Genomic DNA, 18,030 nt, shown 5'->3' with positions numbered 1-18,030 from the left:
CAAAGGGAGTGGGGATCGAGCAGCAGGACGATCAGGCCGAGACCTGCCCGATGGGTGGGGAGATCGTTGACGCCGACCACGGGAAGGAGCGTCGTCGCACGGCGGTGCCACATCGCCTCCGAGCCAGGTGCTCAGAACGCGTCCGAAGGCACATAGCTCCCCCACACCTCGCGGAGGGCGCCGCACACGTCCCCCACCGTCGCCCGCCCCCGCAACGCCTCCTTCATCGGATACAGCACGTTGTCCTCCCCCTCCGCCGCCTTCTTCAGGGCGTCCAGGGCCGCGTCCACCGCCCCCTGGTCCCGCTCGGCCCGCAATCCGGCCAGCCGCTCCGCCTGCTGGACCTCGATCGCCGGGTCCACGCGCAGCGGCTCGTACGGCTCCTCCTCGTCCAGCTGGTAACGGTTCACACCCACCACCACCCGCTCCCCGGAGTCCGTCTCCTGCGCGACGCGGTACGCGTTCCGCTCGATCTCGGCCTTCTGGAAGCCGCGCTCGATCGCCGCCTCCGCTCCCCCGAGTTCCTCGACCTTGCGCATCAGACCGACGGCCGCCTCCTCCACGTCGTCGGTCATCCGCTCCACCGCGTAGGAACCCGCGAAGGGGTCCACCGTCGCCGGTACATCGGTCTCGTACGCCAGCACCTGCTGGGTGCGCAGCGCCAACCGCGCGCTCTTGTCCGTCGGCAGCGCGATCGCCTCGTCGAAGGAGTTGGTGTGCAGGGACTGGGTGCCACCGAGGACCGCGGCCAGTGCCTGGACGGCGACCCGGACCAGGTTCACCTCCGGCTGCTGGGCCGTCAGCTGGACGCCGGCCGTCTGGGTGTGGAAGCGGAGCATCAGGGACTTGGGGTTGCGCGCGCCGAACTCCTCCTTCATCACCCGCGCCCAGATCCGGCGGGCGGCCCGGAACTTGGCGACCTCTTCCAGCAGCGTCGTACGGGCCACGAAGAAGAAGGACAGTCGGGGGGCGAAGCCGTCCACGTCCATGCCCGCGGCGACCGCCGTGCGCACGTACTCGATGCCGTCCGCGAGCGTGAACGCGATCTCCTGGGCGGGCGACGCCCCCGCCTCCGCCATGTGATATCCGGAGATCGAGATGGTGTTCCACTTCGGGACCTCGGCGGTGCAGTACTTGAAGATGTCCGCCGTCAGACGCAGCGAGGGCTTCGGCGGGAAGATGTACGTCCCGCGCGCGATGTACTCCTTCAACACGTCGTTCTGGATCGTGCCGGTGAGCCGGTCGGCGCTCACCCCCTGTTCCTCCGCCACCAGCTGGTACAGGAGGAGCAGCAGGGCCGCCGGGGCATTGATCGTCATCGAAGTGGACACCCGGTCCAGCGGGATGCCGTTGAACAACACTCGCATGTCCTCGATGGAGTCGATCGCCACGCCGACCTTGCCGACCTCGCCGTGGGCGAGGGGTGCGTCTGAATCATGGCCCATCTGGGTGGGCAGGTCGAAGGCGACCGACAGGCCGGTGGTCCCGTGGGCGATCAGCCTTCGGTAGCGGGCGTTGGATTCGGCGGCCGTGCCGAATCCGGCGTACTGGCGCATGGTCCACGGGCGGCCGGTGTACATGCTCGGGTACACCCCGCGGGTGAACGGGTACTGGCCCGGTTCGCCCAGTTTCCCGGCCGGATCCCAGCCGGTGAGGTCGGTCGGCCCGTAGACCGGCTGGATCGGCAGTCCGGACTCCGACTCACGCGCCATGGGTGCCTCCGCAGTACGTTTCCGTACCCCTCACCATGCCCGGGTCGGCGCCTGGTGTCCTGCGATGGCGGCGACGGCGTGTCCGCCGGGGAGGGAGAGCTGCACCTGAGGGGCGATCAGCCGACCGCTGCGCTGGTGCGTGGAACTGCGGGGCGCGGGCGGGACCGGGGGAACGTGCCCCGCCCGCGCCAGGTGCACGAGCCGTAGGTACGGGGGGAACCCCGGCTCGGTGCGACGGCCGATGACCAGTCGGCTCACTCAGTACTGCGCCACGGGCTCCAGAAACGTCACACCCTTCCCGAAGAAATTTTCGTGGATCACAAAATCGCAGGTCAGACGGGATGAGAGGGGGCGCCGAGCGGTCGTGCCACAGGCCGCGGCGAGGTGCGGAAGCCCCACGAGCGGGCAGGAGCCGCGCGAGGCGGAAGGAAGCACGCGGGACACCCGCGGGTCAGAACGCGGTGTGCGCCGGACCCGGCATCGGCACCGGCGCGGTCCTGCCCTGGTGGCCGGGGAGCGTGGCTATGAAGGCGGTGGGAGCGGGTGCGGCGACACCACGGTGCCGTCCTCTGCCGTTGCCACCACCGGAGCGGGCGCCCTTGCCGGTGCCCTTGCCCTTGCCGGGGTGGCTCTCGTCGTCGTCCTGGTCGCCCTTGCCCCGCCCCTGGCCGTTGCCCGTGCCCTCGCCGTGGCCCGCGGCCCCCTCGCCGCCGTCGTTCGCGCCGCCCTTGCCGCTGTTCGGGGTACCGGAGGCGGAATCGCCCGGGGCCAGGACCACCTTGCAGTACGCGTTCACCCGGGCGGAACCACCCGCCAGGTTCTCCAGTGCACGCCTGCGTCCGGCGTTCAGGCCCTTGCCGTCCCGGATGTCCCGGCAGGACGCGGCGGCATCGCTCCATCCGCTGCCCCGGGTCGCGGACGGCAGGTCATGGCTGGTGTCCGCGCTCGCCCCCGAGCTGTCGTCCGGTGCGACCGCCTCGGCCGAGGAGCCGCCGGGGACCACCCCGGTGCTACCGCTCGGCTGCCCGGAGCCCGCTCCGGCGCCCGACGTGGTCTGTGGGGAGGCCGAGGCGAGCGGCTCTCCGGAAGTGCCGGCGGTGACCGACGGGACGGGCTCGGAGTGTTCGCCGCCGAACGGGGTGGGCAGTACCCCTCCGGCGGCCATCGCGACCCCGCCGAGGGTGCCTGCCGCCACCACCGCGGCGAACGCCAGACGCACCGGGCGGGCCCACCGGGGCCGTCGTGCCGGGATTCCGGTACGGGCCAGGGCACCGATGCGGACCAGCCCCGCGTCGGTGTGGTGGGCGGAGACGGCGGAGCGCCGGCCGGAATCGCCGTCGGCGGCGGAGGCGGCGCCCCGCTCAGCCCCGGCAGCTCCGCGGGCCTCTCGGAAGGCGGCCAGGGCAGCCTTCTCACCAGGGAGTTCTCCCGTCGCGCGCGCCGCCTCCGCGGACAGCGCGCCAAGCGCCTCGGAGAGACGTTCGGCCTGGTCACGGGCGGAGGCGTCGACGACTTCCAGTGACTCACCGCGCAACAGACGTTCCGCCGTCTCACGGTCCAGCCACTTGTACTGCTCGTCGGCCATCACATGTCCTTCTGCGTCCGCGTCGGCGTATGCGTCACAGTGGCGGACGTCACCGCGCGACCGCGCGGTTCTCTCTGTGGCGGAAGGGCGTCGAGCCCGCTCGCCGATTCCGGATCGTCGCCGAGCAGCTCCGCGAGCCGCTTCAGTCCGCGATGCGCAGCGGTGCGTACGGCGCCGGCGCGTTTGCCGAGCGTCTCGGCCGCGGTCTTGGCGTCCAGGCCCACCACCACGCGCAGGACGACCGCCTCGGCCTGGTCCTGCGGGAGGCGGGAGATGAGGGCGAGTGCCCGGTCGGTGGCCAGCGCGTCCATGGCCTCGCCTGCCGTGTCCGAGTCGGCGGCCCGGCCGGTCAGCTCCGTCTCGTCGCCGCCGATGGCGGGACGACGGCCCCGCATGCGTATGTGGTCGAGAGCACGATTGCGGGCGATCCGGGCGGCCCAGCCGCGGAACCGGTCGGCATCGCCGCTGAACCGGTCCAGGTCCCGGGCGATCTGCAGCCAGGCCTCGGAGGCCACGTCCTCGGCGTCCGGGTCTCCGACGAGCGTACGGACGTAACCGAGCAGTCGTGGGTGCACCGCGCGGTACACAGTACGGAACGCGGTCTCGTCCCCGTCCTGTGCCGATCTCACCGCGGCGGTCAGCTCCGCGTCGTCCCCCAGCACCTGACTCCCTTTACGCCCGTCCTTGGTCGGCGCGAAAGGCACGTTACGGCGTCAAACCACTCCTCGTCCATGTCTGTAGAAGCTGCAACTAACTCGTGACCAGGTTCGGATGTGCGCAGGGTGACATCCGAGTGGGGCAGGGTGTGACAGAAAACGCACTCACGACGCTGAGGAGAGTGCGGGCCGCACGCGACCCGTTCGCGCGACGGCCGGGGCCTCTCCTGTGGGGGGTGGCGGCCCCGGCCGTTGCCGCGGTGAACCACTCTGACCTGGGACGATGCAGGGTCACCTGGGTCTCCGTGACGAGCGGGATCGGGGTGGCAGTGTGGTCGTGCAGGTGGGACAGGTGCAGGACGACGTCACCGGTCGCACTGGTGGCGAACCCTCTTGTATGGCTCCTGTGCCATGGGCTGCGGTCCGGCGGGGGCGGCGGCGACGCTCGCTCAGCCGAGGGTGCCGAAGTGGCTGCCGGTCATCTGCCCGTCCTCCGTGCCGGCCGCGGCGACACAGCGGAAGACACGGAGCCCGTCGTCCCATTGCGTCGCGCTCGGCGGAATCACCGTGATCTGCCAATCGTTGGCGATATCCGCGCTGTGCGGGGACCTGGTCTCAGTCATGACCTGCTGGGTACACAGCGCCCGGACATCGGGGTGCTTGATGAGGTCCCGTGCGTTGTTCGTCATGCCGTCCGCGGGCAGGGGGGCGATGGCGAAGGTCTCCCACACGTGCTTCACGTGGCAGTCCGCACGACTGACGGTGACGATCCCCGATACGTCGAGAATGCCGCTCCAGCACTCGGGGGTGGTCACACACCGACCACTCGCACCCTCCACAGCCGTAGCGGGGCAGTTGTCGGTGGTGGTCGGCACCCCGAAGCCGGATGAAGAGGGCGAACCGCTTCCTTCGCCTGTTCCCGCCGATGAGGGCGCGGTGTTCGAGGAGGAGTCCGCGCCCCGGCTCGACTGCCCGGTCTGCCCGGTCTGCCCGGTCTGGGAGACCACCACGGTGATCGACACCGTGACCGAGACGGCCACCGCTGCCAACACGGCGATCAGCCGGGGGCGCCATCGTGTGTGTTCTCGGTCGCCTGCTCCCGTGGTCGTCTCCCTGGTCCCGGGTGCCTCGCCCGGGTGTCCCGGAGCCGTCCCGGCCGGACGGGGGGTCCCCAGGGACTCGGGCAACGGGGTGGTGTCCTGAGGCAGGGTGTGGGGCGGCGCGGAGATGTCCTGGTGTCCCCGGTGGGCGGGGCCGCCAGCGGTGGTCATGCCGGGTGCCGGTCCGAAGTGACCGAGATCGACCGTGTCGAGGTCGACCGCGGCGAGTCCGTCCCGCAGCGCCGCGGCGTGGGGCAGCCGGTGCACCGGGTCCGCCGACAGGGCTTGTCTGAGAACCTCGTTGAGGGCTGCCGGTACGGCGGGCAGGGCAGGATAGGGCCAGGTGTGCCGCACGATGAGTTCGGCAAGGCCCAGTTGGCCGCCGTCCGCCGGGAAATGGGGCGGGCGCCCCAGCAACAGGGCGTACAGGGTCGCGGCGAGCGAGTACACGTCCCCTGCGGGCGACGGCTCCACCATGCGGAACGCCTCGGGCGGCGCGTACGCAGGAGTCAGCGCCTCCCTGGTCACGGACAGTTCCTGGTCTGGCCGTGGCACTGCGGCGAGCCCGAAGTCGGTCAGGGCTACTGCACCGTACTGGTTGACCATGATGTTGCCCGGCTTGATATCGCGGTGCAGCACCCCGGCGGCGTGCGCGGCTGCTACCGCGTCGGCGATGCCCACACCGATGTCGCGGACCTCTTTCACCGGCAGCGGTCCGTCCCGGTGCAGCCGCTCGCCCAACGACCCGCCGGGACACAGCTCCAGCACGATGTACGGGCGGTTGTCGTCGAGCACACCGGCGTCGTACACGGCGACCACATGCGGATGCCCGGACAGCCGTCCAGCCGAGGTGACCTCGCGCATGAACCGCTGCCGGTCGCGGTGAGTGGACAGCCTTCTGCTGTCCACCTTGAGCGCGACCTCCCTGTCCACCATCAACTGACGCGCCCGGTACACCGTGGCGAACCCGCCCTGTCCCAGGACCTCATGGACGTCGTAGCCGGGTAGCTCGAATTGTCCGGGGCGCATGCGCCGCCTCCTCCAGCGTGAATCCCCCGGAGCCGGCACGCCCGGCCCGAAACGGGTGCCGAGACTGTAGCCCAGCGACGGCCCAGCGACGCGACCACCTCGACGGCGGCATCTGCGCGGCGATCGCCCGCGAGCCTCTGGATCTGATCACCAGCACCGGAGGACGGCCGGTGTGCCCGTCCGGTTGCACACGGCGGCGACCTGTTTGTCCAGGTGCTGGGCCAGCACGCTGACCCCGCGCGGCTACGGGCGTGGCATTCGACGTCATTCGACGGTGTCGGTCCACTTCCTTGGGCCAGAGAAGTGGCCGCACGGGCGTCGAGCGCGGCTCCGCCGGGACGCCGCGCTTGCGGTAGGGCGACAGCAGGTGCCGCATGTCGACCACCATCTGCCTGACCCGCCCCGAAGGGATGCCGTCCTCCATCGCGTCCAGGACGCTGCTCCACGTCGCACAGGCTTCCTCAACACCGCCGTGCGCGAAGCTGCTCCGCACCCCGCCGAGCGGCCGGGAGTCCGGACCGCGGGCAGGTGCGAAGCTGACCAACGGCTTGTCAGGTACGTCCCCGCAGCCGGCGCGAGACAACCGCGCGCAGGACCCGCCGGCCCTCCACCGACACCTCCAGGGCTTGGCGCAGACCGGTCGCGCCGTGATCCGCGAGGAGTTCCAGGACGGTCACCTGGCGGCGCAACTCGGCGGCGACCAGTGGGTACCCGGCGTCGGAGCGGCCTGCACGGCCCTCCTCCAGGCCGTCGGCCGCCTCGTCCGGCTCAGCACCGTCCGCGGCGGGGTCGAGGAGCCGGTGGATGCGGAGCGAGGCGACGGAGCAGGCGTCAGCCCAGGCCCGGATTCCGTCTGCGGTGCGCTCGGCCGGAGCGGCTTCCAGCATGCGGCGGGCGAGCCGCGCGGCCTCGTCGTCGTCGGGCTGCGCGGGGTCGAGCGCCCCGCGGGCCTTCTCCAGGCTCTCGCCCCAGTCGGAGCGGCCGGCGAGGCTGGCCCAGAGCGGGCGCAGCACCTCGTCGTCGACCCCGAGCAGGGGTATACACCGATCCAAACAAGCCAACCCGCTGGCGGCCAGTCCCCGCTCGTCGGCCTGTGCGATCAGTTCCACCAGGCTCATCAAAGCCTCCCTCGCCGGGGCGCCGCCCGGTACGGAGCCCGCACTTCCCCTTACTGCGTGCAACGGCCCGGGAGTGTCACAGTCGTAGGTTTTCAGCCATCGACCGGGAGCAGCACGGGACCTGCGAGGGCCTTCCCATCCTGCATCCGGGTGATCGTGAGGACCACGAAGACGGCGAGCACGGCGGCCACGATGTCGAGCAGGTCGCAGAGCAGGATCTGACGGGCGGCATCACGCAGTTCGGCGACGCCCTGCGCCCGGGTGTACTGCCGCGTCGACACCCGCTCGGCGAACAAGGAGCCGAGCCACAGCGCCCACCAGGTGTTGATCAGCGCGTGGCCGCGGCGGTTGGCCGGAGTGGTACTGGCGTCCCAGATGTCGCAGGTGATCCGGCGCGGGAACCACAGGTTGACGACTGGGCAGAACCAGGCGCCGATCGCCCAGCCGCGCTTCATGCTCTGCTCCCCGGGGGCGAACACCTCGGCGTTGATCCGCACCCGCCAGAGCCAGCACAGGTACACGACCATCGCGGCGACCAGGGCGAGGATCTGGGCGATGCCGGCGGCGTTGTAGAACGAGTCGGCGCGGTCGGCACGTTGGAAGACGGCGGAGCCGGTGGCCCCGTTCGCGATGTCCCCGAGGACGCTCAACTCCAGTTGGTCCGCGAAGACGGCGAACAGGTCGGTGACGATGACGACCCCGAGCAGCACGGCAGCAGCCCGGCCCAGCGCCACCGGCGAACGCAGGACGGGGCCGGGTGTCCCGGCGTAGGGCTGCGCGGGCATGGGTGAGGTCATGGCAGAGGTCCCCCGGAATGATGTTGACGGTGTGACGGACGCCCGGCTCTCCCCGAGTCCGGTACGCACGGAGCACCGGAACATACGGCGCGGACGGTCGTACGTCCCATCGATTCCCGGCTCCTGGCCGGGGCCCGGATCCCCGCGCCGGGTCCGTGCGCCGGAGTGCCGGCGGCACCCTTCAGCCCAGCCGGTCCGCCAGCTTCTTGAAGCCGACCCAGGACAGCGCGGGCTTGCCGGGGTCCCACAGCTTCTGCGCGGTGGCCCGCAGCGGCATCCGTATCCCGGCGGCGACCTGTTCCTGTGTCTGGGCATGGGCGAAGTCGCACCACACCGCGAACGACCCGCCGAGGATCTGCCCGTCGTAACGCGCCGGTACAGCGGTGGTGCCGCGCAGTACCCGGGGGGTCCACTGCTCGTAGATGCGCTGGCCCGTCGGATACACGAAGGTTTGCGGCTGCCCGAGGACGTAGTAGAGGAACTCGTCGTTGTAGTTGAGCACCTTGCGGCCCGCGCTCAGGTAATCGACCGGTTGCCGGGCGCCGAACTCCTTGCCGGTCCAGTAGGCGACCTGGAGGTCCCCGGCGGGCTGTACGGAGCTGCTGTGGTAGAAGCCGTCGTTCCAGGCCCGGGCGGTCCGGCCGTGGGCGCGGACGGTGTCGGCGCGGTCGTTGAGCCAGCCCGTGGTGAGGTCGGCGACGGTGCCGCCGGAGCCGTAGGCCTGCCGGGCGGCGGCGGCCAGCTGCGGATAGGAGGCCTGCGGATTCTTCACGGCCAACGCCTGGTACTCGTCACCGCCGAGGTGCCACTCACCGCCGGGGAACAGTCCGGCGTACTCGTTCAGCAGATCGTCGACGATCTTCGCGGAGGCGTCCTTGGAGATGTCGATCGCGCCCCTGGTCGCCACCCCGCTCGCGTTGCGCAGTTGCAGGTCCGGGTGGGCGGCGAGGACGGCTCCCAGATGTCCCGGTGAGTCGATCTCCGGTACGACGGTGATGTGCCGGCTCTCCGCCACCGCCACGATCCGTCTGACCTGCGCCTTGGTCAGGTGGTCCTTGGCCACGATCTCGGGGTGGCTGGTGGACTCGATCCGGAAGGCCTGGTCGTCGGAGAAGTGCAGCCCCAGTTCGTTGAACTTCAGGTCCCCCAGCTCGCGTATTCGATCCTCGATCCAGGACTCGGTGAAGGGCTTGCGTGCGATGTCCAGCATGAACCCGCGCACCGGCTTGGCGGGCTCGTCCCGCACCACCCCTTCCGGGGCCGTGCCACCACCGTGGACCTCCTGCTTGAGGGTGCGGGTGCCGTAGAAGACGCCCGCCTCCCCGGGCCCGCTGATGTGGACCCGTCCGCCGCGGACGGTCATGGTGTAGGACTCCGGGTTCCCGCCCCCGCCGTCGAGCGTGAGCCGCACGTCACCGGCCCGCACGTCGTTCTTCTCCCCCGCGTACGTCAGCCCCAGCTCCGTGGCTATGAGCCGCCCCTCGTCGGCCAGCCCGGCATCGTCCACCACCACCCGGTCGCCCCGCTGCGGCTTCCAGCCGGGCCCGTGCGCGGGGGTGTGGGAGCGCACCGCGGGTATCGTGCGCGGCGCCTGCGACAGCGGATAGGACCGGCTCGGTGTCGGGCTGACCGACGAGGCGGCCGGTGCGCTGGGGTCCGCGGTCGACGCCCGTCCGGACGGCAACCGTGCTCCCCCTTCCGGCTCCCCACCGCCCCCGCCCGACAAGGCCCACACGCCGACGCCTGTGCCGAGCGCGACGGTTGCCGCGAACGCGGTGGCCACCACCGCCCGCTTCCGTATCCGCTGTTGTGCCGAGCTCCGGCGTCTGTGCTGGTTCACCCTGTCAACCTACGGCCGATCCCCCAGTTGTCCGTCACCCGCACGTCCCGAAACTCTCCCATCTGGGTGAAATTCGGGCACCGTGCGGACCCGTCGTGACCACTCTCGATAAACTGACGACACACCTTTCACAGCATCCCCTGCCGCACCACATGTGACGCGAGGACCCACGCTGCCCGCCCACCACCTCCCGTACCTCCCCAAGCCCCTCGACGCCTTCAACGCCGCTCCCGCCGAAGAGGCCCGCACACTCCTCCTGCACTGCCTGCGCAGTCTGCGCTGGTCCTGCCGGCTCGTGGACCACCGGCCCTATCCCGACCTGGACGCCCTGCTCGCCGCGGCGGACGAGGCGGCGTACGACCTCTCACCCGGCGACCTGACGGAAGCCCTGGCGGGCGAGTCCCTCACCGACCTGCCCGAGGGCATCTACTCGGCGGCGCACATGGCCCTGAGCGCGGCCCACGCCGCCTACGAGGCCAGATTCGGACACGCGTTCGTCATCTATCTGGGTGATGTACACCCGGACGAAGTCATCGACTGCATCCTCGAAGGCATCCGATCACGATTGACAAACGATCCGGAGGAGGAACGGGTGACGGCGGCGGAGGAAGTCAGACGCCTCGCACGGCAACGACTCGGACACCTCCTCAGAGGCGCGGGACCCCGCCCACCAGCGGTTTCGCCACACAGCGCGAGCAGCCGCAACGCATCCGCACACGGGACATAGCCGCACACACCCCGCCAGATACCGCAGCTCTAGTCCGTCCGGTGCCAGTTTGATCACACAGGCAGGCCCCCCGTAAAGCACGGCGCGACGCATCGCTACGATGCTGGGGGCCGGTGGACCGTACCCGGCCGGGCCCGACCGACAGTGAAGCCGGCGCGGCCCTAGTCCCCGCTCCCGGAGGGTTCTTCCGTGCCGGCTGGAACGCTGTACCGCGGCCGGGAAGGAATGTGGTCCTGGGTGGCTCACCGAGTCACCGGCGTCCTCATTTTCTTCTTCCTGTTCGTTCACGTACTGGACACCGCTCTCGTGCGTGTCTCGCCCGAGGACTACGACAAGGTCGTAGCCACGTACAAGACGCCGATCGTCGCGCTGCTGGAGTACGGCCTCGTGGCCGCCATCCTCTTCCACGCGCTCAACGGTCTGCGCGTCATCGCCGTCGACTTCTGGTCGAAGGGCCCGCGCTACCAGAAGCAGATGCTCTGGACCGTCGTCGGCGTCTGGGTCGTCCTGATGGCGGGGGCGATCTACCCCGTCCTCGGCCACGCCGCTCGTGTTCTGTTCGGGAGCTGACGCCCATGTCCACGACTGAAACCCCCGCGTCCGGAGTCGGCCCCGTCGAGGGCGCCCCCCTCTACAGCGTCGACAACCCGGCCCCGTTCATCGAGGCACCGCGCAAGCGCACCAGGAAGACCCCGAAGTCGACCCGGGGCAACTTCGAGATGGCCGCCTGGCTGTTCATGCGCCTGTCCGGCATCGTGCTGGTCGTCCTGGTCCTCGGCCACCTGCTGATCCAGTTGGTGCTCGACGGCGGTGTCTCCAAGATCGGCTTCGCTTTCGTGGCCGGCCGCTGGGCGTCCCCGTTCTGGCAGGTCTGGGACCTGCTGATGCTGTGGCTGGCGATGCTGCACGGCGCCAATGGTCTGCGCACGGTCATCAACGACTACGCCGAGCGGCCGAACACCCGGCTGTGGCTGAAGGCCCTGCTCTACACCGCCACGGTCTTCACCATCCTGCTGGGCACGCTGGTGATCTTCACCTTCGACCCGAACATCCGCTAGGCACGGGGCTGCGAGAATCATGAAGATCCACAAGTACGACACCGTCATCGTCGGCGCCGGTGGCGCGGGCATGCGTGCCGCCATCGAGGCGACGAAGCGCAGCCGCACCGCGGTGCTGACCAAGCTCTACCCCACCCGCTCCCACACGGGCGCCGCGCAGGGCGGCATGGCCGCCGCGCTGGCGAACGTGGAGGAGGACAACTGGGAGTGGCACACCTTCGACACGATCAAGGGCGGTGACTACCTGGTCGACCAGGACGCCGCCGAGATCCTGGCGAAGGAGGCCATCGACGCGGTCCTCGACCTGGAGAAGATGGGCCTGCCGTTCAACCGGACGCCGAACGGCACCATCGACCAGCGCCGCTTCGGCGGTCACAGCCGCAACCACGGTGAGGCCCCGGTCCGCCGCTCCTGCTACGCGGCCGACCGCACCGGCCACATGATCCTCCAGACGCTGTACCAGAACTGCGTCAAGGAGGGCGTGGAGTTCTTCAACGAGTTCTACGTCCTGGACCAGCTGATCATCGAGGTCGACGGCGTCAAGAAGTCGGCCGGTGTGGTTGCGTACGAGCTGGCCACCGGCGAGATCCACATCTTCCAGGCGAAGGCGGTCATCTACGCCTCCGGCGGTTGCGGCAAGTTCTTCAAGGTGACCTCCAACGCGCACACCCTCACCGGTGACGGCCAGGCCGCCGTCTACCGCCGCGGGCTGCCGCTGGAGGACATGGAGTTCTTCCAGTTCCACCCGACCGGCATCTGGCGCATGGGCATCCTGCTCACCGAGGGCGCCCGCGGTGAGGGCGGCATCCTGCGCAACAAGGACGGCGAGCGCTTCATGGAGAAGTACGCTCCCGTCATGAAGGACTTGGCGTCCCGTGACGTCGTGTCCCGCTCCATCTACACGGAGATCCGCGAGGGTCGCGGCTGCGGTCCCGAGGGCGACCACGTCTACCTCGACCTGACGCACCTCCCGCCGGAGCAGCTGGACGCCAAGCTCCCGGACATCACCGAGTTCGCGCGCACCTACCTCGGCATCGAGCCCTACACGGACCCGATCCCGATCCAGCCGACCGCGCACTACGCGATGGGCGGCATCCCGACCAACGTCGAGGGTGAGGTCCTGGCGGACAACACCACGGTCGTCCCCGGCCTGTACGCGGCCGGCGAGGTCGCCTGTGTCTCCGTGCACGGTGCCAACCGCCTCGGCACCAACTCGCTGCTGGACATCAACGTCTTCGGCCGCCGCGCGGGCATCGCCGCCGCCGAGTACGCCCACACGGCGGACTTCGTCGAGCTGCCGGAGAACCCGGAGTCCCTCGTGGTCGAGCAGATCGAGCAGCTGCGCGGCTCGACCGGCAGCGAGCGGGTGGCGACCCTGCGCCGCGAGCTGCAGGAGACCATGGACGCCAACGTGATGGTGTTCCGCACCGAGCAGACGATCAAGACGGCGGTCGAGAAGATCGCCGAGCTGCGCGAGCGCTACAAGAACGTGGCGATCCAGGACAAGGGCAGGCGGTTCAACACGGACCTGCTGGAGGCCATCGAGCTGGGCAACCTGCTGGACCTGGCCGAGGTCATGGCCGTCTCGGCGCTGGCCCGCAAGGAGTCCCGCGGCGGTCACTACCGCGAGGACTACCCGAACCGCGACGACGTCAACTTCATGCGCCACACGATGGCGTACCGCGAGGTCGGCGCCGACGGCGCGGAAACCGTCCGTCTCGACTACAAGCCGGTCGTCCAGACCCGCTACCAGCCGATGGAGCGTAAGTACTGATGGCTACCCCTGTTCTGGACAAGGCGGACGCGGCCGGCGAGCCCGAGCCCGGCTTCGCCGACACCCCCAACATCACGGTCACCTTCCGCGTCCGCCGGTTCAACCCGGAGGTCTCGGCCGAGTCGGTCTGGGAAGACTTCCAGCTGGAGATCGACCCGAAGGAGCGGGTCCTCGACGGCCTCCACAAGATCAAGTGGGACGTCGACGGCAGCCTCACCTTCCGCCGTTCGTGCGCGCACGGCATCTGCGGCTCGGACGCGATGCGGATCAACGGCAAGAACCGCCTTGCCTGCAAGACGCTGATCAAGGACATCAACCCCGAGAAGCCGATCACGATCGAGCCCATCAAGGGCCTGACGGTCCTGAAGGACCTGGTCGTGGACATGGAGCCGTTCTTCCAGGCGTACCGGGACGTCATGCCGTTCCTTATCGCCCACGACAAGAACGAGCCGACCCGGGAGCGGTTGCAGTCCGCCGAGGACCGCGAGCGCTTCGACGACACCACCAAGTGCATCCTGTGCGCCGCGTGCACGTCGTCCTGCCCGGTGTTCTGGAACGACGGCCAGTACTTCGGTCCGGCCGCGATCGTGAACGCCCACCGGTTCATCTTCGACTCGCGCGATGATGCCGCTGAGCAGCGGCTGGAGATCCTCAACGACCGCGACGGCGTGTGGCGCTGCCGCACGACCTTCAACTGCACGGACGCCTGCCCGCGCGGTATCGAGGTCACGAAGGCGATCCAGGAAGTCAAGCGCGCCCTGATCACGCGCCGCTACTGAGGCGATCCGCCGTCACACCTCGCTCGGGGCCCCGTTTCCGCAGGGAACGGGGCCCCGAGCACGTACAGCGCTCCCATCGGGTGGACCTGAGCGCAAACGGCGTGCCGGGGCGCCGTCCGGCCTGGTCCTTCCGATCGCCGCAGGCAACCGGAAGGGCGGTGCACGGGCCGGGCACCGGGGTCTCCCCGAAGACGACCGCCGGCATCGGAGCGGGCCGTGCCCGGCGTGCTTGAGCCGCCCCGGGGCATGCCCCGATCTAATCTGACGTCATGTCAGACGATGAGTCGTACGAACTGCTCGGTTTCGACAACGTGCTGTTCCCCGTCGGCGACCTCGCCGAGGCGGCCGGCTTCTACGAGCGGGCCGGGTTCACCCTGGCGTTCCGGTTCGACGAAGCCGGGATCGCACTGCTGAAGGTCGGCGGAGAGACACCCGGCGTCCTGCTGCGCGCCGAGGAGGAACTCGGCCACCGGCCGCCGCCCTGGCCCTCGCCACGCGTCTGGGTCGAGGTACCGGACGCACAGGCGGCGGCGCGGAAGCTGGCCGCCGCTGGCATCGCGCCCCTGGACGGGGTGTTCCAGGGGGCCACCGGCTGGACCGTGGAGATCGCCGACCCCTGGGGGAACGTCATCGGCCTCACGGACTACACCCGCCGTCCGGAGCTGGGCCGCCGGGGCCGATCGGGGCCGACCCCGCTGAGCCGGTAGCGTCCGACAGGGCGGTCCGAGGGGGCCCGCGCCACTCGTTAGGCTCTTCTACCGTGCCCGCGAAGAACGACGGCCCGGCCGCGGCCGGCCCCCAGAGCAGCAAGTCCGAGCAGACCCGCGCACTGATCCTGGAGACCGCATTGCGGCTGTTCCAGGAACGCGGTTACGACAAGACGACGATGCGGGCCATCGCCAAGGAGGCCGGGGTCTCCGTCGGCAACGCCTACTACTACTTCGACGGCAAGGAGCACCTGATCCAGGGCTTCTACGACCGGATCGCCGCCGCACACCAGGCGGCGGTCCGGGAAGTACTGGACCGGGAGACCGAACTGGAAGCGCGGCTGGCGGGCGTGCTGACCGCGTGGCTGGACATCGCCACGCCGTACCACGAGTTCGCCGTGCAGTTCTTCAAGAACGCCGCCGATCCCGACAGCCCGCTCAGCCCCTTTTCCCCGGAGAGCGAGCACGCCCGCGAGCAGGCCATCAGCGTCCACCGGGAGGTACTGGCCGGCTCCAGGTCCAAGGTGGCACCCGAACTACGTGAAGCCCTGCCGGAGTTGATGTGGCTGGCCCAGATGGGCCTGGTCCTGTACTGGGTCTTCGACCGGACTCAGGGGCGGGAGCGCAGCTACCGGCTGGCGCGGCGGGGCGCTCGGCTGACCGCGCGGGGGGTCGCCCTCGCCCGCTTCCGGGTCCTGCGTCCCCTGGTCCTGGAGGTCCACGAACTCTTCACGGACTTCCTGCCGGGAATGACGAAAGCACTGCCGGATCCGGCGCGCGAGCGGGGCGACTGATCAGCACCGGGTGAACGCGTCGGACCGACCCGGCTCCCGGGCCGCGTGCTGCGGCTCAGGGCCGGCCGGCGCGACACATCACCCGGTCAGATCCACTGCAGCCGCCACAGCCGGAACACGCCCGTGCCGTCGGACAGGTACTGGCCGCCGCCCACGTCCTCGGTGCTCACCACGTACTCCTTGCGCTGCCACAGCGGGATCAGCGGCACGTCCTGGGCCACGTCGCCCTGGATGCTGCGGAAGTCCTTCGCGGCACGGGTACGGTCGGCGAACCGCTGGCTGTCCTGGATGAGGTGGTCGACCGGCTTGCTGCTGTACCCGGTGCTCATCGTGGAGCCGGTACCGACGAGCGCGGCGCCGAAGGTGTCGGGGTCCGGGTAGTCGGCCACCCAGCCGACCGCCCATGCGTCCAGCTTCCCGGTCGCCCAGCGCTTTTGGAAGTCGGTCCACTCGTAACCCCGGACGTCCACCTTGAACAGGCCGCCCGCCTCCAGTTGCTGCTTCAGCGCCGCCGCCTCCTGCGCGCCCACGCCCCGGCCCTTGCCGTAGCCGAAGGTGAACCGCACCGGCAGGGTCACCCCAGCCTGGGTGAGCAGCTCGCGCGCCTTGTCCACGCTCTGCGTCGGGTAGTTGTCGAAGAACGACGTGGTGTGGCCGGTGATGCCGGTCGGGATCAGCGAGTACAGCGGATCCACCGTGCCCTGGTAGACCGTCACGGCCAGCTTCTCGCGGTTGATCAGCCAGGCCATGGCCCTGCGCACCCGGGCATCGTGCAGCGGTGAGCTGGCGCGGGTGTTGAGGTACAGGTTGTGGGTCTCCGCGCTGTCCGACTCAGTGACGCGCATCTTGGGGTCGCTCGGGTTCAGCTGGGAGAGCACGTCCGGCGGCAGTGTCCGGGTGGCGACGTCCACTTGCCCGGCCTTCCAGGCGCTGTTGAGCTTCTGGGAGTCGGCGTAGTAGCGCAGTGCGATCGGGCTGCCGGGACCGCTGAGGTACCCCTTGTAGCCCGTGTTCGGCGCGAGGTCGGCCGTCTTGTCCTTGGTGTACCCCGTCAGCCGGTACGGGCCGGTGCCGTCGACGGCGGAGCCGGTGCGCAGGGAGTCGGCCGGGTACTTCTCCTTGTCCACGATGGAACCGGCTCCGGTGGCGACCTTCAGCGGGAAGGTGGCGTCCGGGGACGACAGGTGGAAGGTGACCGTCTTGGCGTCGTCGGCGGTCACCGAGCCGAGCGTGGCGAACAGTGACGCCGGGCCGACTTCGGAGTTGATCTTCTTGACCCGGTCGAAGGAAAACTTCACGTCCTCGGCCGTCATCGCGCGCCCGCTCGGGAAGGTGATCCCGTCGCGCAGCGTGCACTGGTACGTCTTCAGCCCGGTGTCCTGGAACGAGCAGCTCTTCGCGGCGTCCGGAACCGGTTCGGCCCCGCCCGGCTCGAAGGTCAACAACGACTGGAACACGTTGCTGAACAGTGCCCAGGAGCCGGCGTCGTACGCACCGGCCGGATCGAGTGCGGTGACCGCGTCGGTCGTGCCGACGGTGATGGTGTTGTTCTTGTCCTCCTGTGATGGCAGCAGTTGCCAGCCGCCGATTCCCACGACGGCGAGTACGAGCAGCGTCACGAAAATGCGCATGCGAAGAGATCGCATGGTGGTGTTGCCTCCCCAGGCCGGTCAAGGCCCTACCCCTGGCCCAGCACGAAAATGGCCACTCCCCTAAAGTGGCGCGGCTCACCTAATCACACGTGTTTCACCTGGGGGAAGGGCTTTCTGCCCAGATGAGCAAGAACTTACCGAGGTGTTGTTAAGGCGTTGTTTTCAGCCGACTGCACAGCACCTGCGCAGTTGCGGGACCGCCTGTCCCGGGGGAGGCGCCGCTCGTGCCGCGGCAGGCAACGTGTGCCCGTCACGGAGCGGCGTCCGGTGCGTGCTCACGGCGTGCTGGCCGGACATCCTCGTACGGGATGTACGTGGGCTTTCGGTCGGTTCGGCGAGCGTGCATGCATGCATGCATGCATGCATGCATGCCGGCGTCACGACGGGGCGAACGTCGCCTGGTGCGGTACTAGCTGGTGCGGTACTAGGGGGTCCGGCGCAGTGCGCGCAGCCCGCGCAACCCGATGACCCCGATGGCCGTCCCCAGTACGAAGGAGACGATCGCCAGCAACAGGTGCACCCAGAAGTACGCGGTCGGGTGACCGTTGTGGAAGGCAAGCCCGCTGCCGTCCTTGATCAGGTTCTTCACGAAAGTGACCCAGATGACCCAGCTCCACACCCCGAAGGCGAGCAGGAACCAGGAGACCGGGCGGCTGAGTTTCATGGGGCCAGTATCGCCGCCTGCCGTCCGGTTCCGTGCCG

The 18,030-nt window shown here is 69.7% G+C and carries 17 protein-coding genes; 7 read left to right on the top strand and 10 right to left on the bottom strand.

Features of this window, described 5'->3' with window-relative positions; all coding sequences use genetic code 11:
• Positions 1–131: 131 nt before the first annotated feature.
• From LK06_RS20595 to LK06_RS20560, 8 genes are all read right to left on the bottom strand, one after another.
• Entirely contained in the window at positions 132–1,712 is a 1,581-nt protein-coding gene (locus LK06_RS20595) for an acyl-CoA mutase large subunit family protein (protein ID WP_039652904.1), read from the bottom strand.
• A 30-nt stretch (positions 1,713–1,742) separates the two neighbouring features.
• Entirely contained in the window at positions 1,743–1,970 is a 228-nt protein-coding gene (locus LK06_RS33335) for a hypothetical protein (RefSeq protein ID WP_043406135.1), read from the bottom strand.
• 193 nt (positions 1,971–2,163) lie between these two features.
• A complete protein-coding gene (locus tag LK06_RS20590) occupies positions 2,164–3,297 on the bottom strand; it encodes a hypothetical protein (RefSeq protein WP_052269927.1) in 1,134 nt (377 codons plus the stop codon).
• On the bottom strand, positions 3,297–3,959 hold the full coding sequence (locus tag LK06_RS20585; RefSeq protein WP_039652903.1) for an RNA polymerase sigma factor: 663 nt from the start codon (positions 3,957–3,959) through the stop codon (positions 3,297–3,299). The genes LK06_RS20590 and LK06_RS20585 overlap by 1 nt, the downstream gene beginning before the upstream one ends.
• 443 nt (positions 3,960–4,402) lie before the next feature.
• The gene (locus LK06_RS20580) at positions 4,403–6,082 is read right to left on the bottom strand and encodes a serine/threonine-protein kinase (protein WP_043433834.1); all 1,680 of its coding nucleotides are present in this window, start codon (positions 6,080–6,082) and stop codon (positions 4,403–4,405) included.
• A 551-nt stretch (positions 6,083–6,633) separates the two neighbouring features.
• Positions 6,634–7,200: a hypothetical protein gene (locus tag LK06_RS20570; protein WP_039652900.1), complete on the bottom strand. Its 567-nt coding sequence runs from the start codon at positions 7,198–7,200 to the stop codon at positions 6,634–6,636.
• Positions 7,201–7,292: 92 nt separating this feature from the next.
• A complete protein-coding gene (locus LK06_RS20565; RefSeq protein ID WP_039652898.1) occupies positions 7,293–7,997 on the bottom strand; it encodes a DUF4328 domain-containing protein in 705 nt (234 codons plus the stop codon).
• Positions 7,998–8,178: 181 nt separating this feature from the next.
• Positions 8,179–9,837 carry a beta-N-acetylhexosaminidase gene (locus LK06_RS20560; protein WP_078858903.1) on the bottom strand — a complete coding sequence of 553 codons (1,659 nt, stop codon included), beginning with the start codon at positions 9,835–9,837 and terminating at the stop codon, positions 8,179–8,181.
• Positions 9,838–9,991: 154 nt separating this feature from the next.
• Here LK06_RS20560 and LK06_RS20555 point away from each other — a divergent pair, with 154 nt between their 5' ends.
• From LK06_RS20555 to LK06_RS20525, 7 genes are all read left to right on the top strand, one after another.
• Positions 9,992–10,564, top strand: a complete 573-nt coding sequence (locus LK06_RS20555; RefSeq protein WP_039652894.1) for a 2-oxo-4-hydroxy-4-carboxy-5-ureidoimidazoline decarboxylase — start codon at positions 9,992–9,994, stop codon at positions 10,562–10,564.
• A gap of 189 nt (positions 10,565–10,753) precedes the next feature.
• Positions 10,754–11,134 carry a succinate dehydrogenase, cytochrome b556 subunit gene (gene sdhC, locus LK06_RS20550; protein ID WP_043406142.1) on the top strand — a complete coding sequence of 127 codons (381 nt, stop codon included), beginning with the start codon at positions 10,754–10,756 and terminating at the stop codon, positions 11,132–11,134.
• A 5-nt stretch (positions 11,135–11,139) separates the two neighbouring features.
• Positions 11,140–11,622 (top strand): succinate dehydrogenase hydrophobic membrane anchor subunit, encoded by a 483-nt coding sequence (locus tag LK06_RS20545; RefSeq protein WP_039652891.1) that lies wholly within the window; start codon positions 11,140–11,142, stop codon positions 11,620–11,622.
• 19 nt (positions 11,623–11,641) lie between these two features.
• Positions 11,642–13,396, top strand: a complete 1,755-nt coding sequence (sdhA, locus tag LK06_RS20540) for a succinate dehydrogenase flavoprotein subunit (protein WP_039652889.1) — start codon at positions 11,642–11,644, stop codon at positions 13,394–13,396.
• The gene (locus LK06_RS20535; RefSeq protein ID WP_039652888.1) at positions 13,396–14,175 is read left to right on the top strand and encodes a succinate dehydrogenase iron-sulfur subunit; all 780 of its coding nucleotides are present in this window, start codon (positions 13,396–13,398) and stop codon (positions 14,173–14,175) included. Before sdhA ends, LK06_RS20535 begins: the two co-directional genes overlap by 1 nt.
• A gap of 269 nt (positions 14,176–14,444) precedes the next feature.
• Positions 14,445–14,882, top strand: coding sequence for a VOC family protein (locus LK06_RS20530; RefSeq protein WP_039652886.1), 438 nt, complete (start codon positions 14,445–14,447; stop codon positions 14,880–14,882).
• Positions 14,883–14,935: 53 nt separating this feature from the next.
• Positions 14,936–15,676 (top strand): TetR/AcrR family transcriptional regulator, encoded by a 741-nt coding sequence (locus LK06_RS20525; RefSeq protein ID WP_039652884.1) that lies wholly within the window; start codon positions 14,936–14,938, stop codon positions 15,674–15,676.
• Between the two features lie 86 nt (positions 15,677–15,762).
• On the opposite strand, the gene LK06_RS20520 is transcribed toward LK06_RS20525, so the two are convergent.
• Positions 15,763–17,307, bottom strand: coding sequence for an ABC transporter substrate-binding protein (locus LK06_RS20520; RefSeq protein ID WP_078858904.1), 1,545 nt, complete (start codon positions 17,305–17,307; stop codon positions 15,763–15,765).
• Between the two features lie 445 nt (positions 17,308–17,752).
• The gene (locus tag LK06_RS20515; protein WP_039652880.1) at positions 17,753–17,992 is read right to left on the bottom strand and encodes an SCO4848 family membrane protein; all 240 of its coding nucleotides are present in this window, start codon (positions 17,990–17,992) and stop codon (positions 17,753–17,755) included.
• Positions 17,993–18,030: the final 38 nt, after the last annotated feature.

The sequence above is a fragment of the Streptomyces pluripotens genome (genome assembly GCF_000802245.2).
Lineage (GTDB): Bacteria > Actinomycetota > Actinomycetes > Streptomycetales > Streptomycetaceae > Streptomyces > Streptomyces pluripotens.
Note: the sequence above shows the minus strand (reverse complement) of the source record. Positions and strands in the feature narration are given on the sequence as shown.

What these genes read in the sequence shown, in the direction of transcription:
- LK06_RS20595 (WP_039652904.1), bottom strand. Translation starts at nt 1,712, where the DNA reads ATGGCGCGTGAGTCGGAGTCCGGACTGCCGATCCAGCCGGTCTACGGG.
- LK06_RS20590 (WP_052269927.1), bottom strand. Translation starts at nt 3,297, where the DNA reads ATGGCCGACGAGCAGTACAAGTGGCTGGACCGTGAGACGGCGGAACGT.
- LK06_RS20580 (WP_043433834.1), bottom strand. Translation starts at nt 6,082, where the DNA reads ATGCGCCCCGGACAATTCGAGCTACCCGGCTACGACGTCCATGAGGTC.
- LK06_RS20570 (WP_039652900.1), bottom strand. Translation starts at nt 7,200, where the DNA reads ATGAGCCTGGTGGAACTGATCGCACAGGCCGACGAGCGGGGACTGGCC.
- LK06_RS20565 (WP_039652898.1), bottom strand. Translation starts at nt 7,997, where the DNA reads ATGACCTCACCCATGCCCGCGCAGCCCTACGCCGGGACACCCGGCCCC.
- LK06_RS20545 (WP_039652891.1), top strand. Translation starts at nt 11,140, where the DNA reads ATGTCCACGACTGAAACCCCCGCGTCCGGAGTCGGCCCCGTCGAGGGC.
- sdhA (WP_039652889.1), top strand. Translation starts at nt 11,642, where the DNA reads ATGAAGATCCACAAGTACGACACCGTCATCGTCGGCGCCGGTGGCGCG.
- LK06_RS20535 (WP_039652888.1), top strand. Translation starts at nt 13,396, where the DNA reads ATGGCTACCCCTGTTCTGGACAAGGCGGACGCGGCCGGCGAGCCCGAG.
- LK06_RS20530 (WP_039652886.1), top strand. Translation starts at nt 14,445, where the DNA reads ATGTCAGACGATGAGTCGTACGAACTGCTCGGTTTCGACAACGTGCTG.
- LK06_RS20520 (WP_078858904.1), bottom strand. Translation starts at nt 17,307, where the DNA reads ATGCGCATTTTCGTGACGCTGCTCGTACTCGCCGTCGTGGGAATCGGC.
- LK06_RS20515 (WP_039652880.1), bottom strand. Translation starts at nt 17,992, where the DNA reads ATGAAACTCAGCCGCCCGGTCTCCTGGTTCCTGCTCGCCTTCGGGGTG.